Origin of the sequence: Tenacibaculum tangerinum (genome assembly GCF_029853675.1) — a bacterium.
Classification (GTDB): Bacteria; Bacteroidota; Bacteroidia; order Flavobacteriales; family Flavobacteriaceae; genus Polaribacter; species Polaribacter tangerinum_A.
The window spans coordinates 3,539,892-3,563,895 of sequence record NZ_CP122539.1 but is presented as its reverse complement, the minus strand read 5'-3'; the positions used below and the strand labels follow the sequence as shown (position 1 = coordinate 3,563,895).

Annotated in this window: 17 protein-coding genes and 1 pseudogene; 4 read left to right on the top strand and 14 right to left on the bottom strand. The window is 33.5% G+C overall.

Annotated features, from left to right (window positions below; genetic code table 11):
- Nucleotides 1-73: 73 nt before the first annotated feature.
- The 10 genes and pseudogenes from P8625_RS16025 to P8625_RS15980 all read right to left on the bottom strand — a co-directional run bounded on the left by P8625_RS16025 (nt 74) and on the right by P8625_RS15980 (nt 12,990).
- Nucleotides 74-601 carry a 3-hydroxyanthranilate 3,4-dioxygenase gene (locus P8625_RS16025; protein WP_279651419.1) on the bottom strand — a complete coding sequence of 176 codons (528 nt, stop codon included), beginning with the start codon at nt 599-601 and terminating at the stop codon, nt 74-76.
- Nucleotides 602-731: 130 nt separating this feature from the next.
- Complete coding sequence (locus P8625_RS16020; RefSeq protein ID WP_279651418.1) at nt 732-1,517, bottom strand: SDR family oxidoreductase; 786 nt, start codon at nt 1,515-1,517, stop codon at nt 732-734.
- A 76-nt stretch (nt 1,518-1,593) separates the two neighbouring features.
- Complete coding sequence (locus P8625_RS16015) at nt 1,594-3,036, bottom strand: aldehyde dehydrogenase (protein ID WP_279652977.1); 1,443 nt, start codon at nt 3,034-3,036, stop codon at nt 1,594-1,596.
- Between the two features lie 93 nt (nt 3,037-3,129).
- Nucleotides 3,130-3,516: pseudogene (locus tag P8625_RS16010) on the bottom strand (RidA family protein); the annotation flags it as partial.
- A gap of 93 nt (nt 3,517-3,609) precedes the next feature.
- The gene (locus P8625_RS16005) at nt 3,610-4,128 is read right to left on the bottom strand and encodes a DUF1697 domain-containing protein (RefSeq protein WP_279651417.1); all 519 of its coding nucleotides are present in this window, start codon (nt 4,126-4,128) and stop codon (nt 3,610-3,612) included.
- A gap of 1 nt (nt 4,129) precedes the next feature.
- Nucleotides 4,130-8,968: a DNA repair ATPase gene (locus P8625_RS16000; protein WP_279651416.1), complete on the bottom strand. Its 4,839-nt coding sequence runs from the start codon at nt 8,966-8,968 to the stop codon at nt 4,130-4,132.
- Between the two features lie 86 nt (nt 8,969-9,054).
- Nucleotides 9,055-11,124 (bottom strand): flotillin family protein, encoded by a 2,070-nt coding sequence (locus tag P8625_RS15995; RefSeq protein WP_279651415.1) that lies wholly within the window; start codon nt 11,122-11,124, stop codon nt 9,055-9,057.
- A gap of 21 nt (nt 11,125-11,145) precedes the next feature.
- Nucleotides 11,146-11,868, bottom strand: coding sequence for a hypothetical protein (locus P8625_RS15990; protein WP_279651414.1), 723 nt, complete (start codon nt 11,866-11,868; stop codon nt 11,146-11,148).
- Nucleotides 11,869-11,870: 2 nt separating this feature from the next.
- A complete protein-coding gene (locus P8625_RS15985; protein WP_279651413.1) occupies nt 11,871-12,584 on the bottom strand; it encodes a PspA/IM30 family protein in 714 nt (237 codons plus the stop codon).
- Between the two features lie 10 nt (nt 12,585-12,594).
- The gene (locus tag P8625_RS15980; protein ID WP_279651412.1) at nt 12,595-12,990 is read right to left on the bottom strand and encodes a type III secretion system chaperone family protein; all 396 of its coding nucleotides are present in this window, start codon (nt 12,988-12,990) and stop codon (nt 12,595-12,597) included.
- Nucleotides 12,991-13,233: 243 nt separating this feature from the next.
- Here P8625_RS15980 and P8625_RS15975 point away from each other — a divergent pair, with 243 nt between their 5' ends.
- The gene (locus P8625_RS15975) at nt 13,234-13,992 is read left to right on the top strand and encodes a helix-turn-helix domain-containing protein (protein WP_279651411.1); all 759 of its coding nucleotides are present in this window, start codon (nt 13,234-13,236) and stop codon (nt 13,990-13,992) included.
- Between the two features lies 1 nt (nt 13,993).
- On the opposite strand, the gene P8625_RS15970 is transcribed toward P8625_RS15975, so the two are convergent.
- From P8625_RS15970 to P8625_RS15960, 3 genes are all read right to left on the bottom strand, one after another.
- Nucleotides 13,994-15,391, bottom strand: a complete 1,398-nt coding sequence (locus P8625_RS15970) for an FAD-dependent oxidoreductase (protein ID WP_279651410.1) — start codon at nt 15,389-15,391, stop codon at nt 13,994-13,996.
- A 104-nt stretch (nt 15,392-15,495) separates the two neighbouring features.
- Nucleotides 15,496-16,755, bottom strand: coding sequence for a kynureninase (gene kynU / locus P8625_RS15965; protein ID WP_279651409.1), 1,260 nt, complete (start codon nt 16,753-16,755; stop codon nt 15,496-15,498).
- A 304-nt stretch (nt 16,756-17,059) separates the two neighbouring features.
- On the bottom strand, nt 17,060-18,181 hold the full coding sequence (locus P8625_RS15960) for a ParA family protein (RefSeq protein WP_279651408.1): 1,122 nt from the start codon (nt 18,179-18,181) through the stop codon (nt 17,060-17,062).
- Nucleotides 18,182-18,377: 196 nt separating this feature from the next.
- Here P8625_RS15960 and P8625_RS15955 point away from each other — a divergent pair, with 196 nt between their 5' ends.
- On the top strand, nt 18,378-19,109 hold the full coding sequence (locus tag P8625_RS15955) for an IclR family transcriptional regulator (protein WP_279651407.1): 732 nt from the start codon (nt 18,378-18,380) through the stop codon (nt 19,107-19,109).
- 124 nt (nt 19,110-19,233) lie between these two features.
- Nucleotides 19,234-20,598: a hypothetical protein gene (locus P8625_RS15950; RefSeq protein WP_279651406.1), complete on the top strand. Its 1,365-nt coding sequence runs from the start codon at nt 19,234-19,236 to the stop codon at nt 20,596-20,598.
- Between the two features lie 109 nt (nt 20,599-20,707).
- On the opposite strand, the gene serA is transcribed toward P8625_RS15950, so the two are convergent.
- Nucleotides 20,708-22,600, bottom strand: coding sequence for a phosphoglycerate dehydrogenase (gene serA / locus P8625_RS15945; RefSeq protein ID WP_279651405.1), 1,893 nt, complete (start codon nt 22,598-22,600; stop codon nt 20,708-20,710).
- Between the two features lie 344 nt (nt 22,601-22,944).
- Here serA and P8625_RS15940 point away from each other — a divergent pair, with 344 nt between their 5' ends.
- Nucleotides 22,945-23,718 carry an N-acetyltransferase gene (locus P8625_RS15940; RefSeq protein ID WP_279651404.1) on the top strand — a complete coding sequence of 258 codons (774 nt, stop codon included), beginning with the start codon at nt 22,945-22,947 and terminating at the stop codon, nt 23,716-23,718.
- The last annotated feature ends 286 nt before the right edge of the window (nt 23,719-24,004 follow it).

Here is a 24,004-nt window from a genome sequence, read left to right as displayed (position 1 = left end):
TTGCTCGATGAACACCTTGCGTTAACAATTCTATTTTGATTACATCTGCTGTCTTCCTAGAAACGATAGGTTACTATATCTTATTAGGCGCTTCCATAACAGTACCACATATATCGCAAGTACATTTCTCTTTATCAGAATAGAACTTATCAAAAATTACAGGCATATCGGTTTCAATATTATCTAACGCAAATTCTTCTCGATACAATTGATTTCCACAACTTTCACAATACCATTCTAAGGCATCCATCATACCTTCATCTCGTGGATATTCAATAACCAACCCTACGGTATTCGCTTTGCGTTGTGGTGAATGTGGCACTTTTCCTGGCAACAAATAAATATCGCCTTCATTAATTTCAACATCAATCATTTTACCGTTGTCGTCAATGATTTTTAGCACCATATCTCCTTCTAATTGATAGAAAAACTCAGGTGTTTCATTATAGTGATAATCTTTACGGTTGTTTGGACCACCTACTACCATTACAATATATTCTCCGTCTTGCCAAACTTGCTTATTACCAACAGGTGGTTTTAATAAATGACGGTTTTCATCAATCCACTTTTTAAAATTTAAGGGTTGTACTAATTTGCTCATTTTTTATGCCCCTCCTAACCTCCCCAAGGGGAAGGAACTCATCACTGGGCGAATCGGAGTTATGATTTAATTACTTCTTAAAGATACTTATTTTTTCAAATATTCACCATCAAGCAACGTTCGAATGTATTTATAATGATTTTGTTCTGCCGCCATCTACTGGAACATTAATTCCGTTGATAAAACTTGCTCTTTCACTTGCTAAAAACACAATCGCATAGGCTACTTCTTCGGGTTTTGCAAAACGCTTTGCTGGCGAAGCATTTTTCATCATTTCTGCAACCTCCTCTGTCGATTTACCTGTTTTAGCAGCCTTATTATTTATAATTTCTGTTAAACGCTCAGTCGCAGTAGCACCTGGTAATACGTTATTTACGGTAATGCTGAATTGTCCTAGTTCATTCGCTAACGTTTTGCTCCAATTAGCCACTGCACCACGAATCGTATTCGAAACTCCCAAGCCATCTAACGGTTGCTTTACCGAGGTAGAAATTACGTTAATAATTCTACCATAACCTTCTTCTTTCATAAATGGCACCACTGCTTGTACCAATACATGATTGCATTTTAAGTGCATGGTAAAAGCGCGTTCAAACTCTTCTAATGTAGCATTGAACACTGGACCTCCTGCGGGACCTCCTGTATTGTTCACCAAAATATGAAACTGCAAATTTATTGCTGCTAACTTTTCTTTTAAATCTGTCGGGTTGGTAAAATCTGCTACGATATAGTTGTGTCTTTGACTGTGCTGAGACACCTCATTCAATTCAGCTAACACTGCTTGTAGTTTTTCCTCATTTCGAGCTACTAAGGTTACATCTACTCCTTCTTCAGCTAATTGTATTGCCGCTGCTTTTCCTATTCCTTGGGTACTGCCACATACCAAGGCGTTCTTATTTTCTAAATTTAAATTCATTTGTTTTAAGATAAAAAGAATCAAGAATGAAGAATCGAGATTTTGTCTTGGTTCTTTGTTCTATCATCTTGGTGCTTTATTCATATTTTATACATACATTTTTGGGTTCTGTAAAGAAACGCAAGGCTTCAAAACCTCCTTCACGTCCTACTCCACTTGCTTTTTGACCTCCAAATGGGGTTCTTAAATCACGTAATAACCACGTATTTACCCAAACAATTCCTGTATGGAGTTTTTTAGACATACTCATGGTTCTTGTTAAATTATTCGTCCATAAGGTAGATGATAACCCGTATACCACATCATTGGCTAATTCTAAGGCTTCTTCTTCTGTTTTAAAGGACATCAACGTCACTACAGGCCCGAAAATCTCTTCTTGATTTAATCGACATTGATTGTTGGAAACTTCAATAATGGTTGGTTCTAAGTAATAGCCATTTTCGCTTCCTTCTACCGTAATTGTATTTCCTCCAAAAAGAATTTTACCTCCTTCTTGTTCGGCAATATCAATATAAGATTTTACCTTTTCTAAATGAGGCTTCGACACCAAAGCGCCGATATGAGTATCTTCATCAAAAGGATTTCCTACTTTTAATTGTGATACTTTTTGAACAAAATCTTTTTTAAATTGTTCATAGATCGTTTCTTCTACAAAAATTCTACTTCCGCATAAACATATCTGTCCTTGATTGGCAAAGGATGAACGAACTGTAGTTTCTAACATCTTCTCATAATCGCAATCTGCAAAAATGATATTTGGATTTTTTCCTCCTAACTCTAACGACAATTTCTTAAACATCGGTGCTGCTGTACGAGCTATATGCGCTCCCGTAGCCGTTCCTCCTGTAAATGAAATCGCTTTGATATCTGGATGCTCAATAATGGCTTGCCCTGTGGTAGTCCCTAGTCCGTGGACTATGTTCAACACGCCTTTTGGCAAACCTGCTTCGTTACAAATCTCCCCTAATAAATAAGCAGTCATTGGCGTAACTTCACTAGGTTTTGCTACGACACAGTTTCCTGCTGCAATCGCAGGAGCAATCTTCCACGTAAACAAATAGAGTGGTAAATTCCATGGAGAAATACACCCCACTACTCCGATAGGCTCACGCAACGTAAAATTCATGGCTCCTAAACCAACACTTTCGTGAGCTTCGGAAGAAAATTGCGTAATCGCATCGGCAAAATACTGAAAATTTGACGAGGCTCTCGGAATATCAATCGCTGTAGCTAAGCTTAAAGGCTTTCCATTATCTTTAGCTTCCGCTTCTGCCAATTCAGGTAATTTCTGTTGAATTAACTGTGCTATTTTCGATAGAATATTGCTGCGTTCATTTAAAGTAGTATTCGACCACTGCTTAAAAGCAGCTTTGGCACTTTGATATGCTTTTTCAACATCTTCAGTAGTAGAATTTGGTATTTGACCATACACTTCTCCAATAGATGGATTGTGATTGTCTATATAATTGTTTGCCACTGGTGCTACCAATTCTCCGTTTATGTAATTTTTAATGTTCATTTCATTTACAGATTCAAGAAAAAAAGAAAAAAGAAAATAGACTTCTTTTATCTTGGTTCTCGGTTCTTTATTCTTTTTTTTATACGCCACTACTTTAATTTCAATCAATAAATGTGGGTGTGGTAATTGATGTACTGCTACGGTTGTTCTAGTAGGGCCGTTATAGTCAAAATATTCAGCATATACTTGATTATAGCCTCCAAAGTCATTCATATTTACCAAGAATGAAGTCACATCTACGATATCTGACAGGTCAGCGCCTACTTCTTGTAAAATATCACGAATGTTTTCGATTACTGCACGAGTTTGTTTTTTAATATCTAAGTTGGTTGTTCCGAATTCATCTACTTCAACACCTTCAAAAGAGTTGTCGGGTCTTCGAGAACTTGTTCCTGATACATAAATGAAATCTCCTACTTGTTTTACATGCGGAAATTTCCCTCTAGGTATTGCTTTTCCTTTGATGACTTTACTGTCCATGTGTTATGTTTTTAATCGTCATTGCGAAACTTTTAAAAGTTGAAACAATCTTTTTATAAGATTACTTCGTCATTTCTCTCCTCGTAATGACGTTTACGAATTGGCTAATTCTATTAATTTATTTGAGGTCTTAAAGTTACGGGTAGTTGCTGAAACTTTTAACTTTCTTTCAAAAAAATTATTCGTCAATTTTGTTTTTCCGTATCCTCCTACTGCATTTACATAAACTACATCTTTTAAAATGGTGAATTCATCTTCTTTCGCGTCTACTTCTACTTCATTTATTTGAGTTTCATGAAACAAAAAGGTAAGATATCGTTGCTTTTCGGGCACATGACGATAGGGATTGTTTTGAAGTATTTCTTCTATTTCTTTTACTTCTTTTGCCAACACAGGAACATCGTAGCTATATTTTTCTTTAATTTTTATGTGAATCTTGTTTGCTACGTCTTTCAAAGTTTCATCAGTTTTCAACACAATATTTCCGCTTTGGATATAGGTTTTTACATCATGATATCCGAGTTCTTCTAACAGGGTTTTTAATTCTGTCATAGGTAATTTGTTTTTACCTGACACATTAATTCCTCTTAATAAAATAATAACTGTACGCATTTTATCCTTCTAGTCCTTTCTTTAAAACTTCTTTAATTCCTTCTAAATTATCTGAAAACGACATCATTTGATTTAATATTTGTGCCATTTCATTTTTATTTCCGAAGCCTTTTAACTTGTTATTCTTAACAAAAATTTCTTTTATATCGCTCCATCGTTTCGCTTCATTGTCTGATATATCGCCTATCAACTCTTTATATTTCAATAAATTTGCTTCCGCAGAAGAAGTCAACGTTTGAGACTCGCTTTCATAATGAGACAACACCAATCTTTTTAACTCACTGTCATTCATTATGGGTACTACTTTCGCTACCAATTTGTTCATATCTCGGTACGAACCTTGTAACTTAAAAGAGGGTTCTGTTCTATACTGATCTTCTTTTGCTGCAGATTCAATATATGTTTTATTCACTTTTAAGATGGTATTTCTTATGGCTATTACTTTTTCTAAAACTGAAATATAATCTTGAACTTCTTGTTTCGTGTGATTTCCTTTCAACTCATTTTCTTGAGTATTGTTTTCAACTCTATCTATCAAGGCGTAAACATCTTCAAAATACTTACTACTTAATTGGTGTAGTATAGGGTTCGATGTTAATGAATTTTCTATCAAACTAAGTTTAAATAAATGATCGGTGTCTCCTATAATATCTCCTAAGTTATATATGTCTGCTCGGTTTGCCAACATATCGGGTATTTGAAACTTATCTCCGCTTTCGGTGTAGGGGTTTCCTGCCATAATTACGCAAAACTTTTTTCCTCTTAAATCATAGGTTTTAGGTTTTCCGTTGTAAACTCCTTCTATTTTTCTTGTTCCGTCAGAAAGGGAAATGAATTTTTGCAAAAACTCCGGATTACAGTGTTGAATGTCATCTAAATACAACATCACATTATCTCCCATTTCAAATGCTAGATTTAACTTTTTGAGTTCTTCTCTAGATGCAGAATTTGTCGCTGCTTCTGGGTCTACTGATGTTACTTCGTGTCCTATGGCTGGTCCGTTAATTTTCATAAAGACAAGTCCTAACCTATTGGCCAAATACTCCATTAACGTCGTTTTTCCGTAACCTGGTGGTGATATTAAAAGCAACATACCCATTCTATCTGTACGTTTGTTATCTCCTACCGTACCTAATTGCTTCGATAAATTATCTCCTATTAAGGGAAAATAAACCTCATCTATTAATTTATTTCTAACAAAAGAAGACAATACCCTTGGCTTGAATTCATTTAACTTTAATGTTTCTTTTAAATTTTCTACAAGTAGGTGCTTGGCTTCTTTATAGGCTAGAAAATTTGGGACATCTTCTTTTGAAAAAGCTTCTAGCTTTTCAATAAATTTATGATAATTAAATTCAAAGTTTCCTTCAACAATAGTCGTATGCTCTCCTTTTAGTCCTTTAATTATTTCTTGCGGATTTACATGTAAAACTGCATTCGGCTCTTGGTGAAATAGCAATAACGAAATTACTTCATCTGTATAATTTTCGTCTCCTTCAATAGATGCTATAAATGAGCTTACCCATTGTTTCGTTAACTGAATTTTTGCTTTATAATTTGTAGTTTTTTCAAGATTGCTTTTAAACACGTGCAAGGCATCTTGTTTTGTTAGATATTTTATAAAATCTTCTTTTATTCCCAACGCAATAGCACTAACTACAAATGAATTTGCTGCTCTTAATTGGTTGAATACATAACTAGCGATTGTTTTTGCTGCTTCTTTTGAGAATAATAATGTTTCTTCTGAAAAAGCAATTATTTCTTTTTCTAACTTATCGATTAAGAAGTCGTACTCTTTACTTTCTGGAAAAAATCGTAAAACGTCTCCGGAAGCTTTTATCGTAAAGTGATAGTAATCTTGATTTTCTTTAGACAAAGAGTTCCAAAAATATTGGGCATACCCCCTAATTTTTGCAGCATATATTAATAGTCCTAATTCGTGATGTTTATGAACTAGCGTGTGTAATATCTTACACGTATCAATATCATGCACTCCTTTTACATATCCTTCTGCAAACAAGTTTCCGCTTTCTTTCTGAATGAGTGTTAATAAATCTTGTTCGTTTAGCTTTAACAATTCTTCTGTCGCATGAGTGGTAAATAATTTATACGCCAAGTAAGAAGCTCTATACACCACATTGTTCTCTGAAACAAGTTCTTGATTCCAATATTTTTCAGACTTGAGTAGCATCTCGTTTTCAACTTCTTGATAGAAATTTGTTCCTGTTAGATGGTACTGTAAGGTTTGATTTTTATATACTATGGATAGGTCTAAGGGTTGTTTATTAACTCCGAATTTATGTTTTCCTAAGCGAATTATGTTTTCACCATCTTCGTATAGTTCTTGTTTGTCTTTTAACTTTCTTAAAGCATCTTCTTTAGCTACTTTAAGTTGTGTTTCTATAGCTTCGGCTTTACCAACTGCCTCTAATTCTTTTAATTGACTAACAATATCTCTAACTTTGTTAATCATTAAATCAGCCGCAAAATACCCGTTAATATCCTCAACTGAAGAGTAACTTTGTGCTTTTTTTGCTATACTTTTTAAAATTCTTTCGGAAGCGGCACTTAAGGCTTCTATTCTTTTGTTTCTTTTTTCTAGTATGGTATTTTTTCGGGCATCAAAAGCATTATGTACTTCTTCTCTCTTCTCTATAATTAAAGAAATAAATTCTTCAAAATCGGCAAACTTGCCTTCAATTTCCTCTAACTGAATTGCTATTTTTGTTAGGTATTCATCGCATTTTTCTGGCGTGGTAGCCATATCAATGTAATTGATGATGCTTTGGTCGATGAGTTTTAACTGCGCCGCAAAGTCAGCCTTCGCCTCTTTACTTCCTAAGGTTTTAATTGCGTTTTTAATCCCTGCTTTTAATTGATTTAATGTGGCAAAGATTAAAGAGATATTATCAATAATTCTGGTTGATTGGGAAGTATCTTCTATTTCTAAATTTGTTACAATTTCAATTAGGAGTTCTAAATCTGTGGTTATTTGGTCTACTTCTTTTTCAAGTTTCTTAGCTTCTACTACCTTTTTGATAGCTGTTAATTCGTGCTGTTTTTCTTTAACACGTTTATGGTAAGGCTTTAAAGCTTGGTCGTTTAATAAAAACTCTACGCATCTTTTTGAGATAATCGTACTTTGTTCTTCAATCGAGTTTTCTATTTCTTCTAAGATATCAGTGGCTATGTAACGAACATCTTTTAAGCTGATTACTTGCCCTCTTAATACGCGTAATTGGTTCAACAATTCAACAAAATCTTCTATGGTCTTAAAAGAAGTACTTTTAATCTTGCTTAAAAGTTCATTTGATTTTTCTTGAATACTCTTGCCTTCTTTGGCTGCTTGTTGCTTTAATTGAGTTACCCTTTCAAATTCATCAATAGCAGCATTTGCTGCTTCATTAATTTCGGCAACTGGTATGCTTAATTGTTCTGTTTCTGGTTCATTTATCCAATAATAACTACTATTGATATCGTTAGATTTTTTAGCGATGTCACTATATAAACCAGCGTAACTATCTTCTTTGTTTAAAAGTGTTATTAATTCATGGCACTCTGCCATTGCTTTTACAATATCTTTATTACCAATTTTATACAGCAAGGTATCTTTGTGTAATGAAGGGATGTTATCTGTTTTTACATAAGGAGTTTGCCAAATCTGTACGACATGATGTTTTGTTTGCTCGTTTTCTGTTTTGAAATAACACAATTCTCCATTCTCTAAAATCGTAAAGCCGTTACAAATAATTGGTGTTTTTACCTCTTGTTCAATGATATTGTAAGACATTAAAATGTATAACCCTCTTATTGTTGCATAAAACACGTATAAAAAGTCTTCTCCGTTAGGAGATACTATTTTCTCTTGAAACTTTACTTTTTTAGTATCATTTTCAAAAAGTTTATACTCGCCTGTTTGTAAATAATATCCGTTAGGAAAAATAAGCCCTTGGTCATCTGGCAGCAATACCGCACAGTCTTTAATGCTGTCTACTTTTTGAACTTCTTGTAATTTGTGGTTATAAATAAAATAACGTGCTTCTTCTTGAAATGGTTTTATTTCAAGTAAAATAAGGTTTCCTAAATCTGCATAGCGAAACTGACCATCATCTAATGTTTGATCGATATGTTCTACTGGTTCTTCAAGAATTCCTTTTCCTTCATCTGTATTGTCTTCTATCTTAATCGTTAAGTCTCCTCCAATGGTTTCAACAAAAACTTTATCTAAAATAGAAATATGAGAATGCGTACCATAACGGTGCATATCTCTGGTTACTTCTTGCCAGTTAAATTCGTGTTGTTTTGGAAACTTGTATTCGTGTTCGCTTCTATTATCGACATAGACTAGTTCGTTTTCCTTAATAAACCATTTAAAGGTTTTTATATCCGTTTTATTCTCACTTAGCTGAAAAACCATGTGAAGGTAATTATCGATGATTGCAAATTTTGCAAAAATGGTATTTCGATAATATTTATATAAATTCGTGAAATCGGTTATAAAAGTTTCGTTATATAGAAAGTCTAGAGACTTAGGCTGAAAGCGATTCTCTTTAAACTCATAGGCACTAAAAACATCTGATAATTGAATGTCTGTTCTTAGTCCGAAGTGAACATTGTATCCAAAGATTGACGTATTTCCCAGAGAAACGATATCTCTCGCGATACAGTTATTTTCTGTATTGATTCTATCGTTGGCAATTAGCTTCGTTTCAATAGTACCAAATACATGCTTTCTAGCGTCATTTAATCTTTGTAACCTATCAAGTAGCTCTTTTTTTTGTTTTTGAAGACGACTCTGAATAATCTCATAAGTTCCGCCATCAAGTTGTTGATTATCCATACAAAATACGAGTTAAAATTAATTTTTAAAACACCTTAAACAAGTTCCGAGTATTGAAAAGTCAATACTCGGAGACAGGTATTCTTCTAACTCATTTTTTTATTAGAAATATCTAAACCTTTTGCTAGGCTAAAGAGATTGCTTAAAAATGTTTGATCTTCATCAGAGGTAGCTCTTTGTTTCAGGGTCATTAGTAAATTTGCAATCGTTACGTTTTTAATATCTTCAGAAGATATTCCGTATTTCACGCCAAAATCTCTTATCCGCTCCATTAAGTTTCCTTTTACATCATCACTACTTAGTATGGCGTCTTTTACCTCCTGTAAATTGGTGCTGTTTTCTATCATCTTATCCAATCCTTTCGCCTTGGTAATTTGTCCCATTATTTGCTCAAAGAACATTGTTTCTCCACCTACGATATCAATCTTAGCAGATTTTAAAGCTTGCGCAATCACATTGGCTTGAGCATCTGCGATGTCTTTTTGGATGTTGATATGTGCTAAGTCTACTTTTAAATCTTTCTCAAGACGCAATTTAAACTCTTCGTGCTCTTTACCAACTCCATCAAGTTTTTTCATTGCTGCTGCTTTCTCTTCAATTCCTGCCGCATCTGCTAAGGCTTTTTCTCTGATAATTTCTGCTTCAGCCATTCCTTCTTTTCTCAAGGCTTCTGCTTTGGCTTCAATTCCTACTGCCTCTGCCTTCGCTTTCTTCTCTATGATAAGAGCCTCCATAGTACCAAATCGTTCACTAGCATCTGCTTTCGCATGCATTACTTGTGCTTCAGACATTCCTAAAGTAGCTTCTTCTTTTGCTTTTGCATCGGCTAATGTTTTACGAGCCTCTGCTTCTTTTTCACTTGCTTCTTTATGTGCTTGTGCTTCAATATTAATTTCTTCAGCCTTTTGTTTTGCTGCCTCTTTTTGTGCCTCTGCTTCTTTAATCGTTTTAATTAAATCTTCTTGGGCTTTTGCTTCTGCTAACGTAATGGTTACTTGCTTTTCTCTTTCTGCTGTTTTAAATGCCTGAATATCTTTCATATTCTCTTGCTCTTGAACAACTCCTTTTTCTAAGGTTACGCGATCGCGAATAACATCTTGTATATTCTTCTTCTCTACTTCAACTACTTTTTCCTTTTCGATTTGGGCTAGTGTAACAATACGTTCGCGCTCAGTGGCTTCTAACATTCTATCTTTCTCTACTCTTTCGGTTTCCACTACATCGGTACGCAATTTATTTTTAGCTGCTACAATAACTTGGCGTTGTTTATTTTCTTCAGCAACCTGTACTTTTTCTTCTGTTGCTATTCTTGCTGTTTCAGATTTTAACAGCTCTTCTTGATTCACTTTTAATATTTCTGCTTCTTCGCGAGCTCTAATATTGGCAATTTCTCGTTTTTGTTGCTCTTCTTTTTCCGCCAATTGTTTATCTAATTCTAAAATAGCCTCACGTGCTTCTACATCTTGCTTTCTGATGGTTTTTTCTTCATCTCTTTTAATCAAGTTTGCTTTGATATTCTGTGCAGCAGTTAATTCGGTAATTTTTTTGATTCCTTCGGCATCTAAAATATTATCTGCTTTTAAATACGATACTGAGGTTTGCTCTAAGTAATCGATTGCGCAATCTTCAAGCGTGTAGCCATTCAAATCGGTTCCAATAATATCTACAATTTCATCTCTAAATTCTCTACGAGCTTCATATAACTCTGTAAAATCAAACTTTTTACCTACTGTTTTTAATGCTTCAGAAAACTTAGCTTCAAATAAATCTTCTAATGTCGAAATATCCGACGCTCTGTCGCAACCTATGGTTTGAGCTACTTTTTTAATGAATTCTACCTCGTTATTTACTCTTACAAAAAAGGCAACTTTTATATCGGCTCGCATATTATCTTTACAAAGCAATCCGTCGTTACCTAAACGTTCTATTTGGATTTTCTTTACAGAAATATCCATGATTTCTACTCTGTGAAACACTGGAATTACGTACATTCCTTTATCGGTTGCTACTTTAGTTCCTCCAAAACCAGTACGCACCAAGGCTTGTCCTTGTGGTACTTTTTTGTAGAACATTGCTATGATAGCAAAGTATAGAATAATAAGAAATAGAATTAGCCCTATTCCTGTTCCGATAATTTGTAATAAACTGTTTGTCATAGTTCTTTTTTTTATTTGTTGTTAATTGATATATGATTGTGCATAATAAAAAGATTTGTCTTGGCTTTGTTTGATAATCAAGATTTGCTCTCTGTATTGGATCGGACTTCCGTCCAACGATTTAATATTAATTGATAAATGAGTGCCCTCTGCTTTTACTTCTGCTGAACCTAATTTTTTGTCCTTGATGTTAGACAAAGAAACTCCCACTCTACCTACAATATCGATAGGAGCATCACCATGCTGGTTCAAATTTTTGAAAAAACTTTTAAATGGCGTTGTAAATATTTTATTGATGAATAACGAAGGAAGGAATCCCGCCAGCATTAACACAAAACCAAAACTATTGTTTATACTACCTGTCAATACGGTTAGCACCGCTGTTAAAATCCACCAGATAAAAATCCAACAGGTAAAGGTGAACATGAATGGCAACCCTACAAAGTTGAAATAAATGAGAAAAACTTGCCACCATTTTAATGGTTTCTTTCTGTTTTTTAGTACGTCTTCTTTGGTAACCTCTGCGTTTGAAACATCGTGAAAATCTGCATTTCCGCCTTCAATACCTGAATCTGAATCGATATCGAAATCGGCATCCATATCTACATCTACGTCGACATCAACATCTAAGTCAAAATCAATTCCAGATATCATCGTTACTACCCAGTACAACAACAGAATCATTACTAAAATTGTTAAGGGTAGGTTTACAGGCGAAAAAATAATATCAGTAAAAGTGTTCAATGTTATGCGTCTTTATCGTTTATTTTTAAACTTTCTTTTAGTTTCAACAAACTTTCTTCAGCAGAAGTTTCTGTTTCATCGGCAGCTTCTGACAGTTCTTGGTCTAAGGACTTAGAAGATTTAGCGATATCTCCATACGCCTCTGCTAAAGCTTCTTCTTGGCGTACTTTATCTTTCATACGTTCAAGCATAGAAACTGTACTTGCGCTGTCGATATCTGCCATTTGCTTGTTTAAGTTTTTAGTTGCTTTTGAGACTTTAACTCTTGCTTTTAATGTTTTTAGTTCGTTCTCCCATTTGTTAATACTCTGCTTAATTTCTTGAACATTATGCTCTAATTGACTCACCGAAGTATTAAATTGAACCATTTCTTTTTTTGCCATGGTAATTTTTTGATGCATTTCTTCCTTTTGTATCAAAGCTTCTTTTGCGAGTCGGTCTGCTTCAGAAGTTTCTATAGCTCCTTTTTGCGCTTTTTTCAAAATTAAAATGGCTTTTTGTTCGTAATCTTGCGCCTTAGAAGTTAATTCTTCTACATCGCTTTTAGCTCGTATTGCTAACGCTTTTACCTGCGCCAGCGATTCTAAGTTTTTTTCTAGATTTAATTTTAAATCTCTAATTCCTTGTTCTGTCATTTTAATAGGGTCTTCCATTTTATCTATAGCAGAGTTTGCCTCAGATTGCCCTATTTTAAAAAGTCTTTTAAAAAAATTCATCTTTTGTTTTTTAATATTTTGAAAAGTTAATTATTTGGTCTGAATACTCGCTTAGCAGCAAACTAAGCGAATTTAAACTTGCTTCAAATTCATTTGCGTCCAAATTTTCTAACTGAAGCGTATCTCTAAAAATAACACGTTCACCACTTTCATCTAGCACAAAAGCTCCGTGTATTATATCTCTATTCTTTTGCAATAAACTTTTAAAAACATCTTGATTTGGCTGTTTGATTTTAAATATATATTGCTCAAAAATTATAATAGGGTCTGCAACTCCTATAATTAAATTTTTAATTCCTTCGTTTTCTTTTTCTATAACAAAAATCCCATCGTTTAGGTTTTCTCTTGTGATATTGAAATTTAACTCAAGTAAAAAACCTTTTATTTTACTGAAATATTCATTCATTTTTAAGTAGTTTGATTAATTTAATATAGCTCTCTTTTTAAGCAATAATATTACAAAAAAGTTTCTAAAACTAAAGACCCTAAGTACACTATTATTAACACCATAATTTTAACAATTTTTAATTACACAATACATTTTTTAAATTTTTAACTAAAAAAAATAGCAAAAACAAAACTTATTAGCTAATATTGTTTGCTCAAATATACGTATTTAAAATTAATTAGCAAATAAAATTAGCAAAATATGTCATTTTTTGGTAAAAACATAAAAAAAATTAGAGGAGTAAAACGCTTGAGCCAACAGGCATTTGCTGAAATATTTGACTTAAAGAGAGCTACACTGGGGGCTTACGAGGAAGGAAGAAGCGAACCAAAGATTGATACCATTATCAAAATTGCTAATTATTTTAGCATTCCGATAGACAATCTATTAACTTCAGAGCTTACCGTTAATAATTTACTCCAATTCAAAGAAAATTTAACTCTTGAATCTGGCGACACTCCGAAAGAAACCTATGCTAAAATTCCTTGCATTACCGAAAATACAATCGCACAATATCTTGAACATTATAATAAACCTGCATTTATTAATGATTTACCTGAAATTCAACTACCTATTAATCCTCAAAAAAAATTCAGGGCATACACCGTTACAAATTTAGAAATGGCGAATCATGACAGTGGTTTGTATCCAAAAGATATGGTAATAGGAGAATTTGTACCTAACAACATCATTAAAAAGCTAAACAACGGAGAACTGGCACTTACCCTTGCTAAAGGTGAATTGATCCTGCGAAGATTATACTGTACCAATGATTCGATTGTATTAAGGGCTGATCATAAAAATGTACCTGATAAAACATTTTCTATCAAAGAAATTAAAGAAGTATGGAAAATACGATATGTGTTTTTTAGAAGAGTTCCTGATTTCAATTTCTCTGTTGAAGACAAGCTTTCTTTTTTAGAACAAGAGTTTTTTAAACTTAAAAGAGGGCTAAAATAAACTATCTTAACCCCGCTATTTCATCTTCTTCTAAGATTTCATTGGTTTCTTCTTGTACTTTTTTTAATACTTCGCTCAAATCGGTAATAGCATCTAAATCGTTATGGGCTACCATATTTAACAAGGCTTTGTCTTGTGCACGTCCTTTTTTCATTGCTTCTGCATAGGGAATCTCTTCATTAAAAGTCACCATTGAGTATTTTGAAAAATATTGATTTGGAAACGTTTCTTCTAAATCCATTTCTAATTTTCTCTTTTGCTTAAATAACGGATTGGCAACATGATCGCGCATTTCATAAAAATTGTCAATCGCTAAATCTGCAATCGCATCGGTATCTTTTTTGCGTGCTTTTTCATACACTTTAAAAGTAGCTTGCCAATCTCCTTCGTGTGTATCTAAAATTGCATCAAAAACCGTAACATCTTCAAAAGAAGCATTCATACCTTGTCCGTAAAAAGGAACTATCGCATGTGCCGCATCTCCCATTAGCAGGGTTTTATTTTGATAATGCCAAGGTGAACATTTTACCGTTCCTAAAGCTCCTGTAGGATTGTTGAAAAACTCGTCTTTTATACTCGGAATCAACTCTAACGCATCTGAAAATTCTTTTTCAAAAAACTCCGTAATTTTTTCTTCAGAAGTTAAGTTATTGAAATTGTACGCTCCTTCGTCGTAACTTAAAAATAGGGTTACGGTAAAACTTCCATCCAAGTTTGGCAACGCAATTAGCATATACTCTCCACGTGGCCAAATATGCAAATGGTCTTTACTTATCTGATGCTTTCCTCGTTTGTCTGCTGGAATTTCTAACTCTTTGTACCCGTGCGTTAAGAAATTCTGTGAATAGCTAAACAAAAATTTTCTTTCTAAATAGTAACTCTTTCTCAATGAAGATCCAGCGCCATCGGTACCAAAAATCACCGTTCCATCTACTGAAAATTCTTCTTTTGTGTCCTGATTTTTAAAATGCGCTATGGTATTTTCTATATCTACAGAGGTACACTCCGTATTGAAATAAATGTTTACGTTCTCGTGTTTCTCTGCCTCAGTTAACAAAATTCCGTTTAAATCGCCACGTGAAATAGAATTGATATACTCTCCTTCTCTGCCCGAATAGTTAGATGTAAAGGTGTTCCCTTCTCTATCGTGCATTAGGCGTCCATACATCGGAATACAAATTTCACGAGCTTTTTCTTCTACGCCACATAAACGAAGCGCTTTGAATCCACGGTCAGATAATGCCAAGTTGATAGAACGTCCTGCTGAAATATCTGTAACGCGTAAATCTGGACGGCTTTCATATACATCAACTTTATACCCTCTTTGTGCTAAACGAAGTGCTAATAAACTTCCGCATAAACCAGCACCTATAATTACTATGTTGTCTTTATTATTCATTTGTATTTGTCATTGCGAAGCAAATTTTAATTTGCTGTGGCAATCTCTTTGTTTTTATGAGATAACTTCGTCATTACCTTCCTCGTTATGACGCCTTACTTGTTTTATAACAAGGTTTTTAAAATTTCTACCATTCTATACACATCCTCAAAACTATTATACATAGGTACTGGTGCACAACGAATGACATCAGGCTCTCTCCAATCGGTAATGATATTGTTTTCGGTTAGTTTTTGGTGTAAGCTTTTATCGGCGTTCTGTACTTGAATGGATAATTGACATCCTCTTTCTTTTGGATTTGACGGGGTTATGATTTTAATCCTATCCGTATCAATCTGGTTGATTAAATATTCAAAATATCCTGTTAATTTCTCTGATTTTGCTCGCAAAGCTGGCATTCCCACCTCTTCAAACATGTCTAACGAGGCTCTAATGGCTGCCATCGATAAAATAGGCGGATTCGACAACTGCCATCCTTCTGCTCCTGGCATAACGTCAAATGGTTGACGCATGTTGAAACGGGTTTCTTTATTATGATTCCACCAACCAGCAAAACGTGGCAATTCTTTGTTATGTGCATGTTTTTCGTGCACGAACAATCCTGCTAAGCTTCCTGGACCAGAGTTGAGATATTTATAGGTACACCAAGCCGCAAAATCTACTCCGCTATCGTGTAATTCTGGAGAAATATTTCCTGCACCGTGTGCTAAATCAATCCCTACCATACAGTTTTTAGCGTGTCCTATTTCAGCAATTCGTTTGATATCTAAATACTGACCTGTATAATAATTCACACCTCCGATTAACAACAGCGCTATTTCATCACCTTGTTCGTCTACTATTTTTTCTAGGTCTTCTATACGTAACAATTCCTCACCTTCACGTGGTTTCCACGCTATCAATCCTTCCTCTGCATCAAATCCATGAAATTCTAATTGTGATTGCACAGCATATCTATCTGAAGGAAAGGCATCACTCTCAATGACTATCTTATATTTTGTTTTAGTAGGTTGGTAAAACGACACCATTAACAAGTGTAAGTTAGTCGTTAAGGTATTCATCACTACTACTTCCAAGGGTTTTGCTCCTACAATTTTTGCCATCGAATTAGTTAAAAATTCATGGTAAGGCATCCATGGATTTCTGGCTTCAAAATGTCCTTCAACTCCATATTTTGCCCAATCGTCTAGTTCTTGTTGAATGTATTGTTGTGTTTGTTTTGGTTGCAGTCCAAGAGAGTTTCCTGTAAAATACAACCAATCATTCCCTTTTGTATCTTTCGGAATATAAAACTGTGCTCTTAAATGAGATAAGTTGTCTTCTTTATCTAGTTGTTGTGCGTAGTCGAGTGTTGGTTTATACATGCTTATCTATCTTAATAAAACCATTTTAGAAACACTAAAGATACTTTATTTTCAACTTAAAATAAAATTAAAAGTGTTTCATATAGTAAAACGGTGTTTTATAAAAATATGTATTTTTTATGAAATGTATTCCTATATTTTTATTTTTTTTAGAAGATTTAAAAAAACAACCCTCTCTTTGAAAATTTTATAGAAAACTTTAAAATAGCAATTGCCAGCTTAGGTGTATATGCTATGAGATTATAAGGTTATCTTGCTAATTCTTTTAAACAGTAGTTTTTGTGATTTTCTGACATCAAATTTATTATAACATCTTGCTGCTAAACCATTTTTTTGCATAATGAGACACCACATCGTTTTTAAAATAGATGTATACATATCTTTTTCTAAAAATAGCGGTTTTATTAATTTTATATATCCACACATTACCATAATGGTTTTTATGACAGGGCCCCATTATTTTTTCTACATCAGACTTATTTAAATTGAGTAGTGCATCAAACTTTTTCAAAAATGAAGGTGTTGTTTTCTTAATATCTACCTTGACATTCTTAAGCATTTTTTCAAATAAAAAATTGTTTTTTGCTTCAGAACCAGATGTTTTAGAAAGTTCTCTATCATTAAAAACACTTTCTTTTTCTTTAGGAATTTCAACATCTTCATCTGCATTTTTTATGATTGATTTTTTTGCTATAATTTCATTCGCCAACTGCAAATAGTCTTTAGCTCCACCACTACTAATATCGTATTCTAAAACACTTTGTCCATAACTTGGTGCTTGGGTAATTTTAGAGCTCCTGTGTATAATCGCCTCAAAAACTAACTCTCCAAAATAGCTACGCATATAATTTACAATGTCTTTAGACATATTTAATCTTTTGTCAAACATAGTTAACAAAAGACCTTCAATATGCAAATTATGATGTAGCTTTTTTTGAACAAAACGTATTGTTTTTAAAACTTTATGCAAACCTTCTAGTGCGTAATAATCACACTGTACTGGAATAATTGTTGAATCTGAGCTCATCAAAATATCTATGTTTTCGGTCTTTAAAAAAGGAACACAATCAATAATAATATAATCGTATAAATTACGAATGCTTTCCAATGCTTTTTTAAATTTCGATATTTCTGGTGTTCGTTTGAAAAAGTTTACATCTTCACAAAAAGGCAACAAATCTACATTAGGACAATTGGTTTTTATAATATTATTGGTAATAACAGACGTAATATCCATAAACTGAAGCGCTGGATTATTTAGTTTTATCGAAGAAAACCCAAATGCTACAGAAGCATTTGCCTGAGGGTCTGTATCAATAACCAAAACCTTATGCTCTAACATTCCTAAAGCTGCTGAAAGATTAACACATGTAGTTGTTTTTCCTACGCCTCCTTTTTGGTTACAAACAGAAATTATTTTCCCCATTTTAGTATAAATAACTAGATAAAACTAAATAATTAAAACATAACTTGGCAGACTATTTACAAATAACTTAAAATCACTTTACTTTTTAAGGTGGATTCTATAAATTTATACATTTTTCTTACTTTATCAAGAAATTACGTCGAAAATATGAGCGATTTTGAAAAAAACTTAAATAAATCTATTATAAAAGCTTTTTATGTATTGGAAGCTTTTACCGATGAAAAAAGTTTCTTGGGGGGTTAGAGAATTAGCTGCTAAAACAGGCTATAATAAAAGTACTGTATATCGATTGCTCAGCACATTAGTTTCGTTAAATGTGGTACAACAAAACGACAATGAAAAATATCAGTTAGGAAGCAAGTTATTTGAGTTAGGAAATCGTGTTTCTATATACAAATCGCTAAAAAATCTAACCAACGAACCTATGCGAAAAGTTGCTTTAGAAATTCAAGAAACGGTTTTATTAGGTATTTTAAGAGAGCATGAAGTATTTCACATAAATAAAGCTGATAGTTTACAAGGACTCAAAATAAGCACCTCGGTTGGCTCTTATGCTCCTGTTAACGGGAGTGCTATTGGAAAGTTACTTTTAGCTTTTTGTTTGCCAGAAATTCAGGATGCTTTTTTTAACTCAACTAAATTACAATCATTTACCAACAATACAATTACAGCTAGCTCAAAACTTAAAAAAGAGTTTACACAAATTCAACAGCAAGGGTATGCCTTAGACCTTGAAGAGTCAGAACTCGGTTTGGTATGCATCGCCATTCCTATTTATAATAAAAAGGGAAAAATAATTGCGGGTATTAGCGCATCTGGACCTTCTAGCCGATTTAAGATGAAAAATGTTGCTAGGTATATCGAAATATTGCAAAAAGGGGCCACTGAAATAGAAAAAAAACTAGACAATATTGATAGGTTGTCTTAAAAACAACTTCTATTAGACCGAATTTCCCCCTTTAATTCTTGAATTATCAACGCTCGTGCAATTTAAAGTCTATGATTCATATATAGTGAGTAATTTTTGCTTGTTAACCAAAATTTAATCTTTCATGAAACCACAAAAAACAATATACGTACTATTTTTTGTTTCGCTCTTATTTTTTAACTGTACAGAGAAGAAAACTAAAAACAACTATGCAGCTATAACCGACAATTATGAATATCCAACAGATTCTACGACTGTTAACAACTGGATTAAAGCCAACAATTTTAACGCTATGTATAAGCATAGTTGGTATATTTGGAAACATTTAACTTCTCCAGTTAACGATGGTAAGTTACGATACCAAACATGGTCTAGCCCATCTCAAATTTTAGATAAACTAAACAATTCAGACAAAAAAAGTTTGATTAGTTTAAAATTTAACAAACCTAATCAGTTTTTACATGCAAAGCTCAACAGTCAAGTGTTTAGCGATACGAAGGTTGTTGAGGTTGTGGCCTATAATGAGGCTGCCGAAAAATATGCGCTTGACAACAAAATTTTTTACTTGTCTACTTTGAAAAAGTTACAAGCAAGTACGTACAGTCAAATACCTGATTTTCCTTCAGAGGCAATTACCATCAAACCAGTGTACAAAATAATTACTCAAAACAAGTTAAATAATGAAGGAATATACACTATGGAAGCTTGGCCTGGCCCTAAATATTTGGAAGATGGATATCCTGAAAAAGATTGGAAATCTCGTATTTATGTAAATACAAAAGAAGACAAAAGCAATCCAAATGGTCGTATTGATTATGATAGTGGTAAAATGACAGCAGAAAACACCTATTATTTAAACGACTTTATTCACTTCCGTATAGATCAGGCTTTAGCGGATTCTTACAACAGCGAAAACAATATAACCGATGACTCAGAAAAAGCCAGAAGTAACGACATCGCTGTTCTTGTTGCTATGCATGTGGGAACTAAAGAAATTAAACGTTGGGTATGGCAAACTTTTTGGTGGTCTGCCAGTCCTTTAACCCCTTCAATACCTAGCTCAAATGACATTGCTTCTGCAAAAAATGGTATTGATTTACATGGCGCTGCCAATCACTATGCTATGGATATTGCCTATTCGATGGTCATTCCGGCACAACCTTATATTGGTGGAAAAAATGAAGGAGGTATTGTAGTAGGTTTCAACCCCTATTTAGAGTCTGGGTTTGGCACAAAAGTCTTTAATCAAGAAATGAGTTATGTCGTAAATAATGGCAATAAAATCAGCACCAATCTTGGAGCTACCTCTAATTGTATGAGTTGTCATATGGCAGCTGCAATAAAAACGAATGGAAAGCCTTCTGAAGGTTATAACGCACCGCCATATATCGGAGACAGATATTTGAGTTACAAAGACTCTATATTTAAAAATAGATTGATGCTAGACTTTGCTTGGTCTATTCAATCAAACATCGATTCTCTTAAGTAAAAAACAATACTTATTATTTATTTAGAAAATCATATCAATTCATAAAAATACAAAAGCACTGTTTTAGACTAAAACAGTGCTTTTGTATTGAAGTTTAATATCAGAGACTTTAATACAATACTCTAAACTTTATCGTTCCTTCAACCTTTTTAAGTTTTGTAATTACTTCTTGATTGTATTCTTTATCTACATCGGTAATAACATATCCTACTTTTTCATCGGTAGATAGGTATTGTCCGGTAATATTTAATTCATATTTTGCTAATACTTTGTTGATTTTCGCCATGACACCAGGTACGTTTTTATGAATATGTAAAAAACGGTGTGCATTTTTATGCTTTGGTAGGCGAATATTTGGGAAATTAACCGCATCTACCGTATTTCCAGAGTTAATGTATGCCATGATTTTATTCGGAACAAAATCAGCAATATCTTTTTGTGCTTCCTCAGTGCTTCCTCCTACATGCGGAGTTAAAATTACATTATCTAAGCCTTTCAATTCGGTATAAAACTCACCATTTTTACTGGGTTCTTCAGGATATACATCCACCGCTGCACCAGCAATTTTACCCGATTTTAATCCTTCAACCAAGGCTTCAACATCTACTACAAATCCACGAGAAAGGTTCACTAAATGAACGCCGTCTTTCATTTGGGCAATTTCTTCTTTCCCTATAAAATTTTTGTTTGCTGAATTGTCGTCTACGTGCAATGTAACTACATCAGAAATATTCAGCAGTTCTTTTAAAGAATTCATTTTGGTAGCATTTCCTAAAGCAAGTTTATCTTCTACATCATAATAGTACACATCCATTCCTAAAGCTTCTGCCAGTACCGATAATTGTTTTCCGATGTTTCCATACCCAACAATTCCTAACTTTTTACCACGAACTTCTCTTGATCCTTCTGCTGTTTTATTCCATTGCCCGTTGTGAATTTCTGTACTCCTCTGAAATACACTACGCATTAACATAATAATTTCTCCAATCGCTAATTCTACTACTGAACGGGTATTACTATACGGCGCATTAAAAACCACTACCCCATTCTCTTTACACGCTTCTAAATCGATTTGTTTAGTACCTATACAAAAAGCAGATACCACCATTAATTTTTCAGCAGCTTCAATAACCTTACGGGTTACTTGTGTTTTAGAACGGATTCCTAGCACATGAACGTCTTTTAACTTTTCTATCAACTCATCTTCTGACAAACTTCTAGAAATGGTTTCTACAGAAAATCCGTCGCTCGATAGCTTGGTAAAAGCATCAGAGTGCACATTTTCTAATAATAAAATCTTTATTCTATTCTTTGGATAGGATAAGTTTCTAGGCAATTTGTTAACATATAAAAATTCATCTAAATTTGGGGTAACATGGTCGGCATTGGCAATTGTTTTATCTCTCGATACATTTTCTGTATATGCAAAAAAAGTATCGGCAACACCTGCTTCTTTGGTAACTGCATCACTATAGCCATCACCAATTACTTGTATTTCACCCTCTAAATTTAAAGATTTTAAACAAGCTATCTTTCCGTTATGCTGCGAGAGTGGATTTTCAGTATCAAACCCAACAATAAATCCATCTTCATCAAATTCAAAAGTATTAGCGTATACTCTTTCTGGAGGAATATTGTACGCTGCAACGATAGGCTCTATAAATTCTTTAAAGCCTGCCGAAATCACATAAATATCTTCAGAAAATAGCTCAAAAAACTCTTTATTTCTTTCTATGGAAGGAGACACTTGTTGCTTCAATTTCTCAATGAGTATTGGTAAATCGGTCTTTTTTGCTTTTAGCAATCGAATACGCTTTTCTAAGGACTCTGTAAAAGACATTTCTCCATCAATTCCTTGATTCGTGATTTGAGTTACTTCCTTAAGAATTTCATCTTTTTTAGGGTTTGTCTTTAAGGTAATTTCGGCTAAAACATCTAATGCTTCTACACTGGTTAGTGTACTATCGAAATCGAAAACGAAGTTTCGCTTTACTAAATTCATCTTACTTTTTATTTGTACTGTTGTTGTGTTGTTAAGCCGACTAATGTACAAAGGTTTTCTTAAAAATCAATGACTTATAATTGTTTAGTGCCAATTTTTAATCAAACCACCATGTGCTATACGGTTGGTTTTTCTTTTAATTTAACATCTATCGTTTGTTTTTTAAATTGACTGCACAAAATTTAGTTTATCGGGTGAGTTATTTTCTAAAGAATGGAACTAGGGGTTGGGTAAATTTAATTTGATTTTTACCCTCTAAAACGATAACTTAGCTATCGGACAATATCAGTTTGTTAAAACGACGGATGTTCACGCTATTAGGCTTCATTAAAAACTGAAATGAAATGGAAAACTTTATTGAATTGAACGCAAACAACATTGCATCAGAACACATTTGCTGTGCCATATCTGATAAAAAATGTGCTGACAGCTATCAAGCTAAAAAGAATTGGCTGAAAAGAGAGTTTAACAATGGATATGTTTTTAGACGACTTAACGAAAGAGCAAAGGTTTTTATTGAATACGGACCAGCCGAATCTGCTTGGATTCCAATTACTGCACCCAATTACTTAAATATCAACTGCTTCTGGGTGTCAGGCAGGTACAAGAAAAATGGATACGGAAAGGCACTCCTTAAGTCTGCAATTGATGACGTAAAAGAACAAGGTAAAAATGGACTTGTAACTGTAGTAGGCACGAAGAAATTCCATTTTATGAGCGACACGAAATGGTTCTTAAAACAAGGATTTGAAGAAGTTGAAAGAATTTCAAGCGGATTTAGTTTATTAGCAATGAAGTTTGACAAAAGTGCAGAAAATCCAAAATTTAATGAATCTGTAAAAAGTGGCGAATGTTCTGATAAAAACGGAATCGTGGTATATTATTCCAACAGATGTCCTTTTGCTGAATTTCACGCTAAAGAATCGTTGGTAGAAACGGCAGCAAACAGAAATCTACCATTGAAAGTAATTAAAATCCAGACTATAGAAGAAGCCCAAAGTGCACCAAGTCCTGCGACCATTTTTAGCCTATTTTTAGACGGAAAGTTTATGACAACTGATTTGAGCGTGTGCATGGACAGTCGATTTGACAAAGTAATTGATGCTTTAAAAAACTAAACCACAATAAACTAAAAACAAATGGGACTAGGGCTGGGTAAATTTAATTTGATTAGTTGCTGTAGTTTTTATGCACTATAGCTAATTGTTTTTTAAAACTAAACTTGTTTTTCTCATTAAATTTTGTTTTCTTTATAGTAATTAGAAATTTTTAAAAAATTACATTATGTTAAAGTCTATTTTAAATTTTGAAGGAGTACAATTATTAAGCAAAGAACAGAAAAAGAATATAACAGGTTCTACAGATGTTTGTGATTATCCTTGTTATGATCCAAAAAAATCTTAT

Excerpts from the sequence above, each read along its gene's own strand:
- P8625_RS16025 (WP_279651419.1), bottom strand. The coding sequence starts at position 601 with ATGAGCAAATTAGTACAACCCTTAAATTTTAAAAAGTGGATTGATGAA.
- P8625_RS16020 (WP_279651418.1), bottom strand. The coding sequence starts at position 1,517 with ATGAATTTAAATTTAGAAAATAAGAACGCCTTGGTATGTGGCAGTACC.
- P8625_RS16015 (WP_279652977.1), bottom strand. The coding sequence starts at position 3,036 with ATGAACATTAAAAATTACATAAACGGAGAATTGGTAGCACCAGTGGCA.
- P8625_RS16005 (WP_279651417.1), bottom strand. The coding sequence starts at position 4,128 with ATGCGTACAGTTATTATTTTATTAAGAGGAATTAATGTGTCAGGTAAA.
- P8625_RS16000 (WP_279651416.1), bottom strand. The coding sequence starts at position 8,968 with ATGGATAATCAACAACTTGATGGCGGAACTTATGAGATTATTCAGAGT.
- P8625_RS15995 (WP_279651415.1), bottom strand. The coding sequence starts at position 11,124 with ATGACAAACAGTTTATTACAAATTATCGGAACAGGAATAGGGCTAATT.
- P8625_RS15985 (WP_279651413.1), bottom strand. The coding sequence starts at position 12,584 with ATGAATTTTTTTAAAAGACTTTTTAAAATAGGGCAATCTGAGGCAAAC.
- P8625_RS15980 (WP_279651412.1), bottom strand. The coding sequence starts at position 12,990 with ATGAATGAATATTTCAGTAAAATAAAAGGTTTTTTACTTGAGTTAAAT.
- P8625_RS15975 (WP_279651411.1), top strand. The coding sequence starts at position 13,234 with ATGTCATTTTTTGGTAAAAACATAAAAAAAATTAGAGGAGTAAAACGC.
- P8625_RS15970 (WP_279651410.1), bottom strand. The coding sequence starts at position 15,391 with ATGAATAATAAAGACAACATAGTAATTATAGGTGCTGGTTTATGCGGA.
- kynU (WP_279651409.1), bottom strand. The coding sequence starts at position 16,755 with ATGTATAAACCAACACTCGACTACGCACAACAACTAGATAAAGAAGAC.
- P8625_RS15960 (WP_279651408.1), bottom strand. The coding sequence starts at position 18,181 with ATGGGGAAAATAATTTCTGTTTGTAACCAAAAAGGAGGCGTAGGAAAA.
- P8625_RS15955 (WP_279651407.1), top strand. The coding sequence starts at position 18,378 with ATGTATTGGAAGCTTTTACCGATGAAAAAAGTTTCTTGGGGGGTTAGA.
- P8625_RS15950 (WP_279651406.1), top strand. The coding sequence starts at position 19,234 with ATGAAACCACAAAAAACAATATACGTACTATTTTTTGTTTCGCTCTTA.
- serA (WP_279651405.1), bottom strand. The coding sequence starts at position 22,600 with ATGAATTTAGTAAAGCGAAACTTCGTTTTCGATTTCGATAGTACACTA.
- P8625_RS15940 (WP_279651404.1), top strand. The coding sequence starts at position 22,945 with ATGGAAAACTTTATTGAATTGAACGCAAACAACATTGCATCAGAACAC.